The sequence below is a fragment of the Enterobacter cloacae complex sp. 397G4 genome, from assembly GCF_050031515.1.
Classification (GTDB): domain Bacteria; phylum Pseudomonadota; class Gammaproteobacteria; order Enterobacterales; family Enterobacteriaceae; genus Enterobacter; species Enterobacter hormaechei_C.
Genome location: NZ_JBLGWE010000001.1, coordinates 2,042,418 through 2,058,831, shown reverse-complemented (window position 1 = coordinate 2,058,831; position 16,414 = coordinate 2,042,418). Strand labels below are relative to the sequence as shown.

The window sequence follows — 16,414 nt, the reverse complement described above, 5'->3', positions numbered from 1 at the left end:
TTTTTCCCCCTTGTAAGAGACCCTGATGTCCGATAACGCTCAATTTACCGGTCTGTGCGACCGTTTTCGTGGTTTTTATCCCGTTGTCATTGATGTTGAAACAGCCGGATTTAACGCTAAAACCGATGCGCTGCTTGAGATTGCCGCCATCACGCTGAAGATGGATGAACAGGGCTGGCTTGTACCGGACACCACGCTGCATTTCCACGTTGAACCCTTTGAAGGGGCAAACTTACAGCCAGAGGCGCTGGCCTTTAACGGTATCGATCCGACAAACCCGCTGCGCGGGGCGGTAAGCGAATACGAGGCGCTGCACGCCATTTTCAAAATGGTGCGCAAAGGCATGAAAGAGAATGACTGTAGCCGCGCCATCATGGTGGCCCACAATGCCACCTTTGATCACAGCTTCACTATGGCTGCCGCCGAGCGTGCCTCGCTCAAGCGTAATCCATTCCATCCGTTTGTGACCTTCGACACCGCCGCGCTGAGCGGCCTGGCGCTGGGGCAAACCGTGCTCTCTAAAGCCTGCATCACGGCGGGTATTGCGTTTGACGGCACCCAGGCGCATTCCGCGTTATACGACACCGAGCGTACGGCGGAGCTGTTCTGTGAGATCGTCAACCGCTGGAAACGTCTCGGCGGCTGGCCGCTGCCGATGGGCGACGAGGCCGATCTTCAATCGTAGGTTGGGTAATCAATAGCCCCACAGGACAAAAAAAAGCGACCAACATAATGTGGTCGCTTTTTTATATCCGCAGAAAACTTACTCTGCGTCCGGCTCTTCGGTTTTATACTTCGCCGCAGTCTCTTTGATCAGCTGTTGCAGTTCGCCGCGCTGATACATTTCAATCAGGATGTCGCATCCGCCGACCAGTTCACCATCAACCCACAGCTGTGGGAAGGTCGGCCAGTTGGCGTATTTTGGCAGTTCAGCGCGAATGTCCGGGTTTTGCAGGATATCAACGTAAGCAAAACGCTCACCACAGGCGGACAGTGCCTGAACCGCTTGCGCGGAGAAGCCGCAGCTTGGCAGCTTCGGAGAACCTTTCATGTACAGGAGAATTGGGTTTTCAGCGATCTGGCGCTGAATTTTTTCAATAGTGGTGCTCATGTCTTGCTTCCTTTAACTTCTGTTACGGCATCAGTCTGACATTGTAGCGGGTCAGGCCGACATCGGAAAATAACATTTTTGTCACGTCTAATTATTTTATCGCTTATCGCATAAAGTTGCATTGCTAATGTCGTTTATCCCCAGACGAGGTGCGGTTTTGCTTAAGGAGCGAACAGGAGTGCGACAGAATGGTGAATTTTTTTGCACTTGCTAACGAAACATAATTTTTGAATGAAAAATGCTATTAACTTCTTCTGAATTTATGGATTAGAATCGACAGGTTTTGTAAATCTCACGCGGGTATACATTGTGGCCTGCATTTATCAGGGGACTGCCCAGTGGCGCGGATAACTAAAATCTCGATGACGCTCTGTGCTTTACTGTTTACCACACTCTCATTTACGCCAGCGGCGAACGCCTCTGAACAGGCGCGGCATTCTGCTGTACAAAAATCGCATCTGGCAAAAACCACAGAACGTAAGAAAAAAACCACCAGTAAAACAGTAAAGAAGAAAACCACCGCTCAGACCAAAAAGACCGCCTCCAGTAAACCCAAAACTCTCCGTTCCGGCACGCACAAAACCACCCGCACGACCGCCAGCCTGGTGAATGAAAAATGCACCGTGCGCAAAGGCCATAAAACGAAATGCGCAAAAGTGACGAAGCTGGCTGACGTGCATAAAGCGCGTATGCAGAAAGCGCAAAAAACGGCGATGAACAAACTGATGGGGCAAATAGGTAAACCGTATCGCTGGGGTGGCACCTCTCCGCGCACCGGTTTTGACTGTAGTGGGCTGGTTTATTATGCCTATAAAGATCTGGTGAAGTTTCGCATTCCACGCACCGCCAATGAGATGTACCATCTGCGCGACGCCGCGCCTGTAAACCGTGGCGAACTGCAAAATGGCGACCTGGTGTTCTTCCGCACCCAGGGACGCGGTACGGCCGATCACGTTGGGGTGTATGTGGGTAACGGTAAATTTATCCAGTCACCGCGCAGCGGTCAGGACATTCAGATCACCTCCCTCAGCGAAGATTATTGGGTGCGCCACTATGTGGGTGCGCGCCGCGTGATGACGCCAAAAACCATTCGCTAAACCCTGCCCTGCCGCCTCCATGGCAGGGTAAGTTCCTCTTTTGCATACCCTTTCAATTTGCTATTCTGTCCTTGTTGTCTGTAGGGTTATTGGCAACGTATAAAACTATAAGGAGAGAAGCAATGTCGTTCGAATTACCTGCACTACCGTATGCAAAAGACGCCCTGGCCCCGCACATTTCCGCGGAAACCCTGGAGTACCATTACGGCAAGCATCACCAGACCTATGTCACCAACCTGAACAATCTGATCAAGGGCACCGATTTTGAAGGCAAAACGCTGGAAGAGATCGTGCGCAGTTCAGACGGCGGCGTATTCAACAACGCCGCACAGGTGTGGAACCACACCTTCTACTGGCACTGCCTGGCCCCCAATGCAGGCGGAGAACCTACCGGTGAGCTGGCGGCAGCGATTAACGCCGCGTTCGGCAGTTTCGCGGATTTTAAAACGAAGTTTACTGACGCAGCCGTTAAAAACTTTGGCTCCGGCTGGACCTGGCTGGTAAAAGAGGCTGATGGCAAACTGGCTATCGTTTCCACTTCTAATGCGGGTACCCCTCTGACCACCAGCGCCACGCCGCTGATGACCGTGGACGTATGGGAACACGCCTATTACATTGATTACCGTAATGCGCGCCCGAACTACCTGGAACACTTCTGGGCACTGGTTAACTGGGAATTTGTTGCAAAGAACTTCGCCGCGTAAGAGACACGCAGAAGGGGCAGCCCTTCTGCGTTTTTGTTTATTCCGCCGTACACACCGCTTCAGGCTGTTTACGACCAGACATCATCACCAGCAGCAGGCCGAGTGCAGCAATGATCGCCCCCATCACCGGCACAAAGCTGTAACCCAAACCACCTGAGATCACCGCCCCGCCCGCTGCGGCCCCCAGCGCATTGCCCAGGTTAAACGCACCGATATTCACCGACGAAGAGAGCCCCGGCGCTTCGTGCGCAACGCGCATTACGCGCATCTGCAACGGTGGCACCACGGCAAAGGTTGCGGCGCCCCACACCACCATGGCAATCGCGGCACCCACTTCGTTACGCGCCAGCCACGGAATCGCCACCATGATGACAATCAGCAGCGTTAAAAAACCTTTCAGTGTTCCACTGACGGAGCGGTCGGCAAATTTCCCGCCGAGATAGTTGCCAATCGAGAACCCGACACCAATCAGCACCAGCATCGCGGTAACAAAGAGTGGCGTTGCGTGGGTAATGTCGTGCAGCACCGGGGAGATATAGGTGTAGAGCGTAAACATCGCCCCGGCCCCCAGTACCGTGGTAAGCAGCGCGGACAACACCTGAGGACGCATCAGCACCGCCAGCTCTTTACGTACTTCCGGACGTTCTCCCGCACTTCCTTTCGGCAGTGAGAAGAACAGCGCAACCATCGCGACCACGCCCAGTCCGGCGGTTGCGAGGACAGACATACGCCAGCCGATGGCTTCTCCCAGCCAGGTGGCAGCGGGAACGCCGCCGATATTAGCGATGGTGAGGCCCATGAACATAGTGGCTACCGCGCTGGCCTGCTTATGTTTTGGCACCACGCTGGCGGCAACAACCGAGCCCAGTCCGAAGAAGGCGCCATGGTTGAGGCTGGTCAGAATGCGCGAAAGCATCAGAGTGGTGTAATCGGGCGAAATTGCGGAAAGCACATTTCCGAGAGTGAAAATCGCCATCAGGAAAATCAGCGCATTGCGGCGAGCGCGGTGGGAAAGCAGCAGCGTCATCAGCGGCGCGCCCACCATCACGCCAATCGCGTAGGCGCTAATTAACATACCGGCCGCAGGAATTGAGACGTCCACACCCCGGGCGATAACAGGCAATAACCCCATAGGGGAGAATTCAGTGGTGCCAATCCCAAAGGCGCCAATCGCCAGGGCCAGCAGGGGAAAATTGATTTTCATGAAGAGACTCCGGATACCGTGCCATAACCCGGCACAGAACTAAGAAGTCAAAAGCATGACATCAATCACAAAAAATGAGAAGTTAACATTTTGGCAAAAGATTTTTGCCGGAGAGGTAACAATAGCGGCAAGAGAGGGAGAAGGTTCTCCCCCCTCCTGAATCAGTGCAGCGCAGCGGTTAAACCACCCGCAACAATCAGGGCAAGAACAACAATGGTGGTAAACAGCGAAAACTTCAGATCGGTACTCATCAATTTTTCTCCTTTTATTCACCCTACGAAAAGTGAGCTTGCTCATTTTTACACAGTTCAGGTCAAAAATCTTCCAGGATTTAAGCGGATATCCACTTTACCTCTTCCCCTTTTCATCAAGATAGGACAAAATTCCACGCTAAATTTATTAGCGTACCGGCCACTGACCCCCTCCTGACGTCCTGTGTCGTTTTCCCGGCGTGTCGCAACTCATGTTTGCGTGATAAGGGTGAGAGAAGGCAAACGTTTACCTTCAATTTTTTCAGGAGCTTAGGATATCGTCTGGAGTGACATTTAATGGCAACAATTAAAGACGTAGCAAAACGCGCAAACGTTTCCACCACAACCGTATCACATGTTATTAACAAAACGCGTTTCGTCGCTGAAGAGACGCGTAATGCCGTCTGGGCGGCAATCAAAGAACTGCACTACTCGCCAAGTGCCGTCGCCCGCAGCCTGAAGGTTAATCACACCAAATCGATTGGCCTGCTGGCCACCAGCAGTGAAGCGGCCTACTTTGCTGAAATCATCGAAGCCGTTGAAAAAAACTGCTTCCAGAAAGGCTATACCCTGATTCTGGGCAACGCGTGGAACAACATTGAAAAACAGCGCGCTTACCTGTCAATGATGGCGCAAAAGCGCGTCGACGGCCTGCTGGTAATGTGTTCTGAATACCCTGAGTCGGTCCTTTCCATGCTGGAAGAGTATCGCCACATTCCGATGGTGGTCATGGACTGGGGCGAAGCGCGCGCAGACTTCACCGACTCCGTAATTGATAACGCCTTTGAAGGCGGCTACATGGCGGGGCGTTATCTGGTAGAACGCGGTCATCGTGAAATTGGCGTGATCCCGGGTCCGCTGGAGCGTAACACCGGAGCTGGCCGTCTGGCCGGTTTCATGAAAGCGATGGAAGAGGCGCTGATCACCGTGCCGGAAAACTGGATTGTTCAGGGCGACTTCGAGCCGGAGTCGGGCTATCGCGCCATGCAGCAGATCGTCTCCCAGCCGCATCGCCCTACCGCGGTGTTCTGCGGCGGCGACATCATGGCGATGGGCGCGCTCTGCGCGGCGGATGAACTCGGCCTGCGCGTCCCGCAGGATATCTCGGTGATCGGCTATGACAACGTGCGCAACGCCCGCTTCTTTACCCCGGCGCTGACCACCATTCACCAGCCGAAAGATTCGCTGGGTGAAACGGCCTTCAACATGCTGCTGGACAGGATCGTCAACAAGCGTGAACAGTCCCAGTCCATTGAAGTTCACCCGCGCCTGATTGAACGCCGTTCCGTTGCGGACGGTCCGTTCCGCGACTACCGTCGTTAATCACTTTACGGGACCAGCTATGCTGGTTCCCGCAACCACTCCCGGTTCAGCGTTTCGCTGTCGCCCAGATAATCCAGCAGCCAGTCCATGGCGGGCGAGACGTCGTTTTGCTGCCACGTCAGACAGCACGCGGCATCCGGGAAGGGGTTTTCCAGCGTCAAGGCCACCCACTCTCCCGCATCGATGCGCGGGCGCGCAAAATGCACCGGCACCATGCCAACGCACAGCCCCGCGCTCAGACAGGTGGCCGACGACTCCCAGTCCGGCGCGACCACGCGGCGCTGATTATCCAGCAGCCAGGTAATGCGCTTGGGTAGCGAGCGGGAGGTATCTTCCAGCACCAGCGAGGGCCAGTTGCGTAAGGTGTCATCGCTCAGCGGACCTTCCAGCGCCGCCAGCGGGTGATCGCGTGCGACCACGCAGGTCCAGCTCAGCATGCCCATGTCGCGAAACGCGTAGCGCCCCCCAACCGGGATCGCCTGGGTTGCACCAATCGCCATCTCCGCCCTGCCGTCCGCCAGCGCATCCCAGACGCCGTTGAACACTTCCTGCGAAACACGCAGTTCGACGTCGGAAAAATGACGATAGAAATCGACGATCATCTGCCGGGTCCGTTCCGGCTTAACGATATTATCTACCGCGATTGAGAGATGCCCGCGCCAGCCGTTGGCGATCTGCTGGCACTGCTCACGGGTGATCTGCATTTTTTTGATAACAGACCGCCCTTCCTTCAAAAACCACGCGCCGGCAGGCGTGAGCTCCACGTCGCGATGGCGCCGCTCGAACAGCGGGACCGCCAGCCACGCTTCCAGCTGGCGCACCGTATAGCTGATAGCCGAGGGAACGCGATGCAGCTCCTGGGCGGCACCGGTAAAGCTGCCGTTACGCGCCACGGCATCAACCACTTCAAGGGAATAATCTGACCACATCTTTAGCCTGCAAATTTTTTGAATGCACCCGCCAAATATTAGCGTTTCACAAGCCGCTTTGCACTCCCTACACTCTGCGCCAACGTACACCTGCCTCCTCAGGAGAAAAAAAGTGCAACCCAGGAAAGGATTTTTAGTCTGGCTCGGCGGCTTAAGCGTGCTGGGCTTTTTGGCGACCGATATGTATCTGCCCGCGTTCGCCGCGATGCAGGAAGATTTGCAAACCCCTGCCGCCGCCATCAGCGCCAGTTTAAGTTTGTTCCTCGCTGGCTTTGCTTTTGCGCAATTGCTGTGGGGGCCGCTCTCGGATCGTTTTGGCCGTAAGCCCGTCCTGTTGTTGGGGCTGGCGATTTTTGCCGTAGGCTGTCTGGGCATGCTGTGGGTCCGCGATGCCGCCTGGCTGCTGGCGCTGCGCTTTATTCAGGCGGTCGGTGTCTGCGCCGCAGCGGTGACCTGGCAGGCGCTGGTGACCGATTACTACCCCGCCTCGCGCACTAACCGCATATTCGCCACTATTATGCCGCTGGTCGGCCTGTCGCCGGCGCTTGCCCCGTTACTGGGCAGCTGGATCCTGGCGCATTTCGACTGGCAGGCCATTTTCGCCACGCTCTTTGCTATTACGCTGGTCCTGATGCTGCCTTCTTTCGGGCTTAAACCTGCGCATAAAAAAGAGACGCATCCGGACGCAAAGCCCATCACCTTTACCTCTTTACTGCGGTCGAAAGCCTATCGCGGTAACGTGCTGATTTATGCTGCCTGCTCTGCCAGCTTCTTTGCCTGGCTAACCGGCTCGCCGTTCATTCTGCATGACATGGGCTACAGCCCGGCGGCTATCGGCCTGAGCTATGTACCACAGACCATCGCCTTCCTGGTGGGTGGCTATGGCTGTCGCGCCGCGCTGCAAAAATGGGAAGGCCAACAGATGCTGCCCTGGCTGCTGGTTTTGTATGCGCTAAGCGTGATTGCGACCTGGGCTGTCGGCTTTATTCCCAGCGCCGGGCTTGCAGAAATTTTGATTCCGTTCTGCGTCATGGCGATCGCTAACGGGGCCATCTACCCTATTGTTGTAGCCCAGGCGTTGCGTCCATTTCCGCAGGCGACAGGCCGCGCTGCCGCGCTGCAAAATACCCTGCAACTTGGCCTGTGCTTCCTGGCAAGTCTCGTGGTCTCTGCGTTGATTGCAACCCCGCTGCTCACCACCACCAGCGTGATGCTGGTCACCGTTGCGCTGGCGGGTTTGGGCTATCGGATGCAGTCCTCAGCCCATCGCGAGCAGAGTGAAAACGCGCAGACAGAAACGTCGCACGCCTGATTGCGCGGGAAACTATGTTAAATACCAGTGATTAGGTTGCTAACAATTTTCTGTTGAATCACCAAATTTTGCGGCCTATACTAAATTTGGTTCGATTAAATACGATAAATATTAAGTGTTAACGGGAGCCGGAGCGCTCCCGTTTTACCATGGAAGGCATTTCGGCAAGGGTTATCTCCCTTCCTCTGTTCTACGTCGGATATTAGCCTCGCGGGCATTTACCGTGAGATTTCTCACAAACCAAAAAAGCGTCTACGCTGTTTTAAGGTTCTGATCACAGCAAGGTGATGGAGAAGCTATGAGTTCATCGTGTATAGAAGAAGTCAGCGTTCCGGACGATAACTGGTCCCGGATCGTCAGTGAACTATTGGGACGTGCGGGCATTACGATTAATGGCTCATCCCCCTCCGATCCCCAGATAAAGCATCCCGATTTTTTCAAACGCGTGTTACAGGAGGGGTCGTTAGGGCTGGGTGAAAGCTATATGGACGGCTGGTGGGAGTGTGAGCGGCTGGATATGTTCTTCTCCAGCGTATTACGCGCCGGTCTTGAAAAACAGCTCCCTCGTCATTTCAAAGATACCTTACGTATTGCCTCCGCCCGCCTGTTCAATCTTCAAAGTAAAAAACGGGCGTGGATCGTCGGTAAAGAGCATTACGACCTGGGCAACGATCTGTTCAGCCGTATGCTCGATCCTTTAATGCAGTACTCCTGCGGATACTGGAAAAAAGCGACGACCCTGGAAGAGGCGCAGCAGGACAAGCTGCAACTGATCTGCGATAAATTGCAGTTACAGCCCGGTATGCGTGTGCTGGACATCGGCTGTGGCTGGGGTGGTCTTGCCTGGTTTATGGCGAAAAATTACGGCGTCAGCGTAGTCGGCGTCACGATTTCCGCTGAACAGCAGAAGATGGCGCAGGAACGCTGTCTGGGTCTGGATGTTGATATTCGGCTTCAGGACTACCGCGACCTGAACGAGCAGTTCGATCGCATTGTTTCCGTAGGTATGTTCGAGCACGTGGGGCCGAAGAACTACAAGACTTACTTCGAGGTCGCCGATCGTAACCTGAAGCCTGAGGGAATTTTCCTGCTACACACCATCGGCTCTAAACGCACCGATAACAATGTGGATCCCTGGATCAACAAATATATCTTCCCGAATGGCTGTTTACCCTCTGTTCGCCAGATTGCGAACGCCAGCGAACCGCATTTTATTGTGGAAGACTGGCATAACTTCGGCGCAGATTACGACACCACCCTGATGGCCTGGCATGAACGTTTCCAGGCTGCATGGCCTGAAATCGCCGACAACTATTCGGAACGATTCAAACGGATGTTTAGCTATTATCTGAATGCCTGTGCGGGCGCGTTCCGTGCGCGGGATATACAGCTGTGGCAGGTGGTGTTTAGTCGTGGGATTGAGCACGGTCTGCGTGTGGCTCGCTGAAAAAATAACCCCGGTTAACCGGGGTTATTTTTTATTCTTCTTCCATGGTTTTAATTATCGCCGCCTCTTTCGCCGCCAGTACGCGCTCAACGGTATCCACGACCGCCTGGGTCTGGGGATCAATTTCGATATTTACGCGCTGCCCCAGTTTTTTTGCGCCAAGCGTAGTACGTTGCAGCGTTTCAGGAATTAAATGCACGCAAAAACGCGTTGGCGTCACTTCACCGACGGTCAGACTAATCCCATCGATGCCAATAAATCCTTTATAAAGGATGTATTTCATTAATGACGGATCCTGCACCTTAAACCAGATTTGACGGTTATTTTCCGAGGTCACGATTTTCGCCACTTCTGCGGTGGTCATAATATGGCCCGACATCAGATGCCCGCCAATCTCATCGCTGAATTTCGCCGCGCGTTCCACGTTGACGATATCTCCCACCACCAGCTCACCCAGGTTAGTGATACGCAGCGTCTCTTTCATTAAATCAAAGCTAATCTGGTTACCGTTAATTTCGGTCACCGTCAGGCAGCAGCCGTTATGCGCTATCGACGCCCCGGTTTCAATGCCGTCGAGCATATATTCAGGCAGCTCAACTACGTGAGTGCGGAAATTCGGTTTTTCATCAATGGACACCACTTTGGCAGTGCCCTGCACAATACCAGTAAACATGCTTACAGCTCCTGTTCATTCCGAACGGCGATGACACCGTATAATCCCACCACAATAACAGTTGAAAAAACAGGTTGCCAGTGATGCGCAATTTCTGGCGATTTTTTCACTAGATAATTAGTTAAACCCCGCTACAATAGCTGGCATCCCTCTGTTTTTTCTTCTTGCTGCCAGTAACGGCGGCCTTTTTAGTCTCTCAAATAACTACAATACAAAGGTGTTCACGTGCAGAAGTATATGATCGAAGCGCGTCAGTTATTGGCACTGGCCATACCGGTGATCGTCGCGCAGGTAGCCCAAACCGCAATGGGATTTGTGGATACGGTAATGGCCGGTGGTTATAGCGCCACCGATATGGCCGCCGTGGCGATCGGAACCTCAATCTGGCTTCCGGCCATTCTTTTTGGTCACGGCCTGCTGCTGGCGCTGACGCCGGTTATCGCGCAGCTTAACGGCTCCGGTCGACGCGACCGCGTGGCCCATCAGGTGCGCCAGGGCTTCTGGCTGGCCGGGGGTGTCTCCGTCCTGATTATGATCGTCCTGTGGAACGCCGGGTATATTATTCGCGCCATGCATAATATCGACCCGGCGCTGGCGGATAAGGCGGTCGGTTATCTGCGTGCCCTGCTCTGGGGCGCGCCCGGCTATCTGTTCTTCCAGATGGCACGTAACCAGTGTGAAGGGCTGGCAAAAACCAAGCCGGGCATGGTGATGGGCTTTATCGGCTTGCTGGTGAACATTCCCGTGAACTATATCTTCATTTACGGTCATTTTGGCATGCCGGAACTCGGCGGCGTGGGCTGCGGCGTGGCAACGGCTGCGGTGTACTGGGTGATGTTCGGTTGTATGCTCACCTACATTAAACATGCGCGATCCATGCGTGACATTCGTAACGACGCCTCGTTCAGCGCACCCGACTGGACGCTCATGACCCGTCTCATTCAGCTGGGGTTACCCATTGCGCTGGCGCTGTTCTTCGAAGTGACGCTGTTTGCCGTCGTCGCCCTGCTGGTCTCGCCGTTAGGGATTATTGATGTCGCAGGACACCAGATCGCCCTGAACTTCAGCTCTTTGATGTTCGTCCTGCCGATGTCCCTGGCTGCCGCGGTGACGATTCGCGTGGGCTTCCGTCTGGGGCAAGGCTCGACGCTGGACGCGCAAACGGCAGCCCGCACCGGCCTCGGCGTCGGCGTCTGCATGGCAGTCTGTACCGCGCTCTTTACCGTGCTGTTGCGTGAGCAAATTGCCCTGCTCTATAACGACAACCCGGAGGTAGTGACCCTGGCCTCGCATCTGATGCTGCTGGCGGCCATTTATCAGATCTCTGACTCCATCCAGGTGATTGGCAGCGGCGTGCTGCGTGGGTATAAAGATACGCGTTCCATCTTCTTCATCACCTTTATCGCTTACTGGGTGCTGGGTCTGCCGTGCGGGTACATTCTGGCGCTCACGGATCTGGTGGTGGATCGCATGGGGCCAGCCGGATTCTGGATGGGCTTTATCATCGGCTTAACGTCTGCGGCCATTATGATGATGCTGCGTATGCGCTTCCTGCAACGTCAGCCGTCTGCGGTAATTTTGCAGCGCGCTGCACGTTAATGACACAGTAGCCGCCGGCTGGCGGCTACTTTCTCTTCACTTTGCGCGGTAATGAAGCAATCGCGTGAAATCAGAGAGAAAAATGCATTTTCCCTCTTGCCACCTTGGGGCTGTGCCGCTAATATTCGTCCCCGTTGTCACCGACAACACAATGCGTTCATAGCTCAGTTGGTTAGAGCACCACCTTGACATGGTGGGGGTCGTTGGTTCGAGTCCAATTGAACGCACCATTCTGCGTCTGTAGCTCAGTTGGTTAGAGCACCACCTTGACATGGTGGGGGTCGATGGTTCGAGTCCATTCAGACGCACCAATCTGTTTTCTCGCACATTTCATTCCCGTTCAGCCTCATGCAGAGGCAGCAAACCTTTTAAGCACATCGAAAGTGACCTCCAGCCCGCGCGTGCCGCGAAAGAGCGGAATGGCATAAGCCCCATCAGGTTAGCAAAACGCCCGGCGTTTGCCGGGCGTGAAAACAACGTCAATCAATGATTACGGCTTATGTTCAATCGCCGGGTTGTTGTTGATGGCGATGCGCTGCGGTTTCTCTTCTTCCGGGATATCCTGGTGTAATTCAATCGCCAGCAAGCCGTTTTCCAGCGAAGCGCCGGTTACTTTCACATGCTCCGGCAGACTATAGCTGGCCCGGAAGTCGCTGCGGCTGATACCCCGATGGATCCACCCTTCTTCGCCGTTTTCGGTTTTCTCCTCTTCACGTTTACCGCTGATATTCAGCTGACCGCCAACGGTTTCAATTTCCAGTTCGCTCTCTTTCCAGCCCGGCACGCTGAGCGTCAGTTCATAGCGGTTATCACCCACCCGCCGGATATTGTAAGAAGGCGTGGAGGGCAACGGCGTACTGCCGGTTAGCTGGCTAAAAAGGCGATCGATACGGTTAAAACGGTCCGCAAACAGAGAGTCGGAGAGATCGTTCAACATGGGAAAAGCTCTCAGAGTCATCATGTACCTCCTGAACAGTAAAAAAGAATATTCAAAAAGTTCATGTCTTACGGGCAGATATTCCTTACCCGCTTTCTATATGAGGTTACCGCACAATATTTCAACCTCTGGAGCCTGCAAAATGTAACTGGAACCTAAAAAAAGCAACGGGCCGTTAAGCCCGTTGTTCGTTACTTCATCGCAATTCTATCACTCTCGCCCGCTCAGCCTGCTTTCGGTAGTGATCATATCGCTCCCGGAACCATGCCTGCTCAAAACGACCATCCGATGTACAGTGTGCTATGCCATCTTTTGAGCCCGAGCAGGGCTGTCTTCCACGGGCGGCATCAGCCTGCATGTTAAAAAGTACACTGACCGTAAGATGGAGAATTTTCCTGATAAAATCAGCTGGTTCTCCTCACTGACGCTGTGCAGGTCAAGCCCGCCGGCGAAGTTACCGTACTTTTTAACCCCCATCACATACAGATAATCGTTAAACCTGGGACCAAACAGTCTTTCCTTTCAGAAATCAGGCAGAATCATATCTAATCAGCCAGGGTCAATTGAATTGACCTTCCCATAAGTTCAGGAAGGGGCGCAACATCCCCTCTTCAAAACGTCTTAATTTTTTCCTTCATTGAATGATTTAACCTTTCTCCTGCTACGCTTATTTTATGGTTCAGAAATGCAGGAACGCTTTCGATGAAAAAAATCGCCATTATCGGCTCAGGTCCAACAGGGATTTATACCTTTTACTCACTTCTTAACAACGCAGCACCGCTTTCGATCACCGTGTTCGAAAAGGCAGACCAACCCGGTGTCGGTATGCCCTACAGCGACGAGGATAATTCCCGGCTGATGCTGGCGAACATCGCCAGTATCGAAATTCCGCCCATTTTTATTACCTATCTCGACTGGCTCAAACAGCAGAGTGCGGCCCATCTTGCCCGCTATAACGTCGATAGTGAGAAACTGCACGACCGGCAATTCCTGCCGCGTATTCTGTTGGGTGAATATTTTCACGATCGGTTTCTCGCCGTCGTTGCTGAGGCGAAAAAGTCGGGCTTTAATGTCGAGGTGCACCCCAACGCAGAAGTCACGGATATTAAGGCTGATGCAGACGGCGTGGCCCTTTCAGTGAACGATGCCCCTTTCTCAAGGCGGTTTGATCTTGCGGTTGTTGCCACCGGCCACGTCTGGCCTGATGAAGATGAAACCACCCGCGCATATTTCCCAAGCCCATGGTCAGGGCTGATGGACGCGGAGGTCCGAGCCTGTGAGGTGGGGATCATGGGTACCTCCCTCAGCGGGCTGGACGCTGCAATGGCGGTTGTGATGCAGCATGGCCGGTTTAGCGGGGAGCAGTTCATTGTCAATAAAGGCAGCGAAGGGCTAAAAATCACGCTGATGTCCCGCACGGGCGTTCTGCCGGAGGCCGACTTTTACTGCCCTATCCCTTATGAACCGCTGTCCGTGTTAACGGAGTCTGTGGCGGAAAGTGAAATCGCCAAAGGCCCGGACGGGCTGCTTGACCGCATCTTTGCGCTGATGGTGAAAGAGCTCGAGCTGGCCGATCCGCGCTGGTGCCAGGCGATATCGCTCGGTACGCTGAATGCCGACACGCTTCGTGATGTCTGGTTTGAGGATCGTAAAAAGCATGGCCCTTTCACCTGGGCCGAAGCGAATCTGAAAGAAGTGGAGCGCAACAAGCGCGAAAAACGCACCGTTGCCTGGCGCTATACCGTGCTTCGTCTGCATGAAGTGGTTCAGGCCATCGTCCCTTCACTCAGTGAGCATGACAGAGAGCGGTTTAAATCCGGGCTGGAGCGTGTGTTTATCGATAATTATGCCGCCATTCCACCGCAGTCTATCCGCCGTTTACTGGCGCTGCGCGAGGCAGGGATCATTAGCGTGGTCGCACTCGGTGATAATTACGACCTGGATATCGGCAGCGATCAGACCGTCATCACCACGGCAGAAAAGCGTTACCGCTTCGACGTGTTTATTGATGCGCGCGGGCAAAAGCCACTCAGAAACAAGGACATTCCCTTCCCCACCCTGCGTAAACAGCTTGCGGAAACCGGCGATGACGTCCCGGACGTGGGGGAAGACTATACGTTGCTGGCGCCTGCATCACTGCGGGGGCGCATCGCTTTTGGGGCGATCCCCTGGCTGATGCACGATCATCCCTTTGTTCAGGGTTTGTCTGAGTGCGCTGAAATTGGTAAAGCGATGGCGAAAGCGGCTGGAAAACCTGCGTCGGGCGTGCGAAGGAAGTTACCATTCATGGAATTTTAACAGAGCTTCCCTGCCCTGCGGGGTCGGGTTACTCGAAGAAGACGTCCGGGTTTTCCGACAGCGACACGAACGATTTAGTGTTCTTGTCCAGGGCAAGGATTTTGCCGCTTTCGATGTCATATACCCAGCCGTGCAGGCGAATGGCGTTGTTGCGCAGGCCTACCGCCACCGACGGATGGGTCTTGATATTGCTCAGCTGCGCAAAGACGTTCTCCTGCACCATCGCATTCACCTTATCGATTGGCTTATCCCATGTTTTCTTCTCAACCACCGCTTTTGCCGCATCAGAATAGCGCAGCCAGTGGGAAACGGCCGGCATCGGCTCCAGATCGGCGTTGTCAGCAATCGCCTTCATTGCGCCGCAGTTGGAGTGGCCGCAAATAACGATATCGGTCACGCCCAGGGCAACAACAGCATATTCGATGGTCGCAGAGACACCGCCAGGCTCCGGCCCGAACGGAGGCACAATGTTGCCCGCGTTTCGAATGACAAAGAGCTGTCCTGGCTCCTGTTGCGTAACCAGTTCCGGAACCAGACGGCTGTCGGAGCAGGAGATGAACAGCGCTTTGGGATTCTGACTGGACGCTAAACTACGAAAAAGCTCTTTACGTTGCGGGAAAATCTCTTTTTGAAAGCTGAGAAAACCTTCAATGATATGTTGCATAGCCATTTCTCTTTTATCTGTTTTAGTTTAGGTATGATCGCGATCACACTCGTAAAATTTAACCACCGCGCCTTAGCCGAGACAAGCAATATATTTCTGGCCCGACCGCTGCACGATCTCATCCGCGTTCGCCGGGATGTTCTGCCCTTCAAAGGCCCCGTACAGGCGCTGGTACGTTTTCCCTGTCAGTCGACCAATCACCGACTCAACGGTGCGGGCAGGCAGCGGCAGCATATTCGGATAACTCCACATAAACGACACGGCGTCCTTACCGGGCGTAACCTGCAAAATATCACCGGCCAGCAGCACGCCGTCGCCTGACTGCCAGTGCAGCACCGTGCCGCCTGCAAAATGCCCGCCCAGCCGCAGAAGAGTCACCAAAGGCATAATCTCCAGGGCGTCCTCCTCCCAGAAGCGTATCGCCGGGCTGTCACGCATCACCCACTGCCGATCGCTGGCGTGCAGGTAGATCGGTGCGTTAAACGCCGCGGCCCACTCTTGCATGGTGGTGTAGTAATGCGGGTGCGAAATCGCGATCGCGCTGATCCCCCCGAACGCGTCAACTAACGCTCTGGTCGCCGGGTCAAGATTGGCGATGCAGTCCCACAGAACATTGCCCTGTGGCGTACGCAGCAGAAGCGCCCGCTGGTTGATGGCAAAAGCGGGAACGGTTTTGATGCTGAACAGCTGCGGCTCCAGCTGTTGCCATTTGTTGGTGTGCGTGGTCGTAAGGCTGTCGAAGTCCGTCCATGTCTGGCCCGTCACCGGGACATACTGGCGCTCATCGTCGCAAATCGGGCAGTTTTTGGGCTGTTCATCGTAAGCGGTACCGCAGGTTTTACAGAGTGTAATCATCGGCTTTCCT

The 16,414-nt window shown here is 54.3% G+C and carries 16 protein-coding genes and 2 tRNA genes; 10 read left to right on the top strand and 8 right to left on the bottom strand.

Annotated elements, in window-relative coordinates:
* Positions 1–25 precede the first annotated feature (25 nt).
* Positions 26–685 (top strand): ribonuclease T, encoded by a 660-nt coding sequence (rnt, locus tag ACQG1Y_RS09835; protein ID WP_003857625.1) that lies wholly within the window; start codon positions 26–28, stop codon positions 683–685.
* Between the two features lie 78 nt (positions 686–763).
* Here the strand turns inward: rnt and grxD are convergent, their stop codons facing one another.
* Positions 764–1,111, bottom strand: coding sequence for a monothiol glutaredoxin 4 (gene grxD / locus ACQG1Y_RS09830; protein ID WP_003832760.1), 348 nt, complete (start codon positions 1,109–1,111; stop codon positions 764–766).
* A gap of 338 nt (positions 1,112–1,449) precedes the next feature.
* On the opposite strand from grxD, the gene ACQG1Y_RS09825 reads away from it, so the two are divergent.
* Positions 1,450–2,208, top strand: a complete 759-nt coding sequence (locus tag ACQG1Y_RS09825; protein WP_017384605.1) for a C40 family peptidase — start codon at positions 1,450–1,452, stop codon at positions 2,206–2,208.
* A 122-nt stretch (positions 2,209–2,330) separates the two neighbouring features.
* Positions 2,331–2,912: a superoxide dismutase [Fe] gene (gene sodB, locus ACQG1Y_RS09820; RefSeq protein ID WP_023296387.1), complete on the top strand. Its 582-nt coding sequence runs from the start codon at positions 2,331–2,333 to the stop codon at positions 2,910–2,912.
* A 37-nt stretch (positions 2,913–2,949) separates the two neighbouring features.
* Here sodB and ACQG1Y_RS09815 read toward each other — a convergent pair whose 3' ends face one another.
* A complete protein-coding gene (locus ACQG1Y_RS09815) occupies positions 2,950–4,116 on the bottom strand; it encodes an MFS transporter (protein WP_368740519.1) in 1,167 nt (388 codons plus the stop codon).
* A gap of 161 nt (positions 4,117–4,277) precedes the next feature.
* On the bottom strand, positions 4,278–4,367 hold the full coding sequence (locus tag ACQG1Y_RS09810) for a YnhF family membrane protein (protein WP_003857632.1): 90 nt from the start codon (positions 4,365–4,367) through the stop codon (positions 4,278–4,280).
* 297 nt (positions 4,368–4,664) lie between these two features.
* On the opposite strand from ACQG1Y_RS09810, the gene purR reads away from it, so the two are divergent.
* Positions 4,665–5,690 carry an HTH-type transcriptional repressor PurR gene (purR, locus tag ACQG1Y_RS09805; protein ID WP_003857634.1) on the top strand — a complete coding sequence of 342 codons (1,026 nt, stop codon included), beginning with the start codon at positions 4,665–4,667 and terminating at the stop codon, positions 5,688–5,690.
* 17 nt (positions 5,691–5,707) lie between these two features.
* Here the strand turns inward: purR and punR are convergent, their stop codons facing one another.
* Entirely contained in the window at positions 5,708–6,619 is a 912-nt protein-coding gene (gene punR, locus ACQG1Y_RS09800) for a DNA-binding transcriptional activator PunR (RefSeq protein ID WP_063413522.1), read from the bottom strand.
* 112 nt (positions 6,620–6,731) lie between these two features.
* Between punR and punC the strand changes: the two genes are divergently transcribed.
* A complete protein-coding gene (gene punC / locus ACQG1Y_RS09795; RefSeq protein WP_063659905.1) occupies positions 6,732–7,931 on the top strand; it encodes a purine nucleoside transporter PunC in 1,200 nt (399 codons plus the stop codon).
* A 298-nt stretch (positions 7,932–8,229) separates the two neighbouring features.
* Entirely contained in the window at positions 8,230–9,378 is a 1,149-nt protein-coding gene (cfa, locus tag ACQG1Y_RS09790; RefSeq protein ID WP_017384609.1) for a cyclopropane fatty acyl phospholipid synthase, read from the top strand.
* A gap of 31 nt (positions 9,379–9,409) precedes the next feature.
* Here cfa and ACQG1Y_RS09785 read toward each other — a convergent pair whose 3' ends face one another.
* The gene (locus ACQG1Y_RS09785; RefSeq protein ID WP_015570688.1) at positions 9,410–10,051 is read right to left on the bottom strand and encodes a riboflavin synthase; all 642 of its coding nucleotides are present in this window, start codon (positions 10,049–10,051) and stop codon (positions 9,410–9,412) included.
* Between the two features lie 225 nt (positions 10,052–10,276).
* Between ACQG1Y_RS09785 and mdtK the strand changes: the two genes are divergently transcribed.
* The 3 genes from mdtK to ACQG1Y_RS09770 all read left to right on the top strand — a co-directional run bounded on the left by mdtK (position 10,277) and on the right by ACQG1Y_RS09770 (position 11,961).
* Positions 10,277–11,650 (top strand): MdtK family multidrug efflux MATE transporter, encoded by a 1,374-nt coding sequence (gene mdtK / locus ACQG1Y_RS09780; RefSeq protein ID WP_414234579.1) that lies wholly within the window; start codon positions 10,277–10,279, stop codon positions 11,648–11,650.
* A 153-nt stretch (positions 11,651–11,803) separates the two neighbouring features.
* Positions 11,804–11,880 (top strand) — tRNA-Val (locus tag ACQG1Y_RS09775).
* A 4-nt stretch (positions 11,881–11,884) separates the two neighbouring features.
* Positions 11,885–11,961 (top strand) — tRNA-Val (locus ACQG1Y_RS09770).
* 179 nt (positions 11,962–12,140) lie between these two features.
* Here the strand turns inward: ACQG1Y_RS09770 and ACQG1Y_RS09765 are convergent.
* Positions 12,141–12,611: an Hsp20 family protein gene (locus tag ACQG1Y_RS09765; RefSeq protein WP_026080712.1), complete on the bottom strand. Its 471-nt coding sequence runs from the start codon at positions 12,609–12,611 to the stop codon at positions 12,141–12,143.
* A gap of 678 nt (positions 12,612–13,289) precedes the next feature.
* Between ACQG1Y_RS09765 and ACQG1Y_RS09760 the strand changes: the two genes are divergently transcribed.
* Entirely contained in the window at positions 13,290–14,885 is a 1,596-nt protein-coding gene (locus tag ACQG1Y_RS09760; protein ID WP_047735028.1) for an FAD-NAD(P)-binding protein, read from the top strand.
* A 28-nt stretch (positions 14,886–14,913) separates the two neighbouring features.
* On the opposite strand, the gene ACQG1Y_RS09755 is transcribed toward ACQG1Y_RS09760, so the two are convergent.
* Together ACQG1Y_RS09755 and ACQG1Y_RS09750 are read right to left on the bottom strand one after the other, a co-directional pair.
* Positions 14,914–15,549: a carbonic anhydrase gene (locus ACQG1Y_RS09755; protein WP_015570694.1), complete on the bottom strand. Its 636-nt coding sequence runs from the start codon at positions 15,547–15,549 to the stop codon at positions 14,914–14,916.
* Between the two features lie 72 nt (positions 15,550–15,621).
* Positions 15,622–16,404, bottom strand: coding sequence for an MBL fold metallo-hydrolase (locus ACQG1Y_RS09750; protein ID WP_047741357.1), 783 nt, complete (start codon positions 16,402–16,404; stop codon positions 15,622–15,624).
* Between the last annotated feature and the right edge of the window lie 10 nt (positions 16,405–16,414).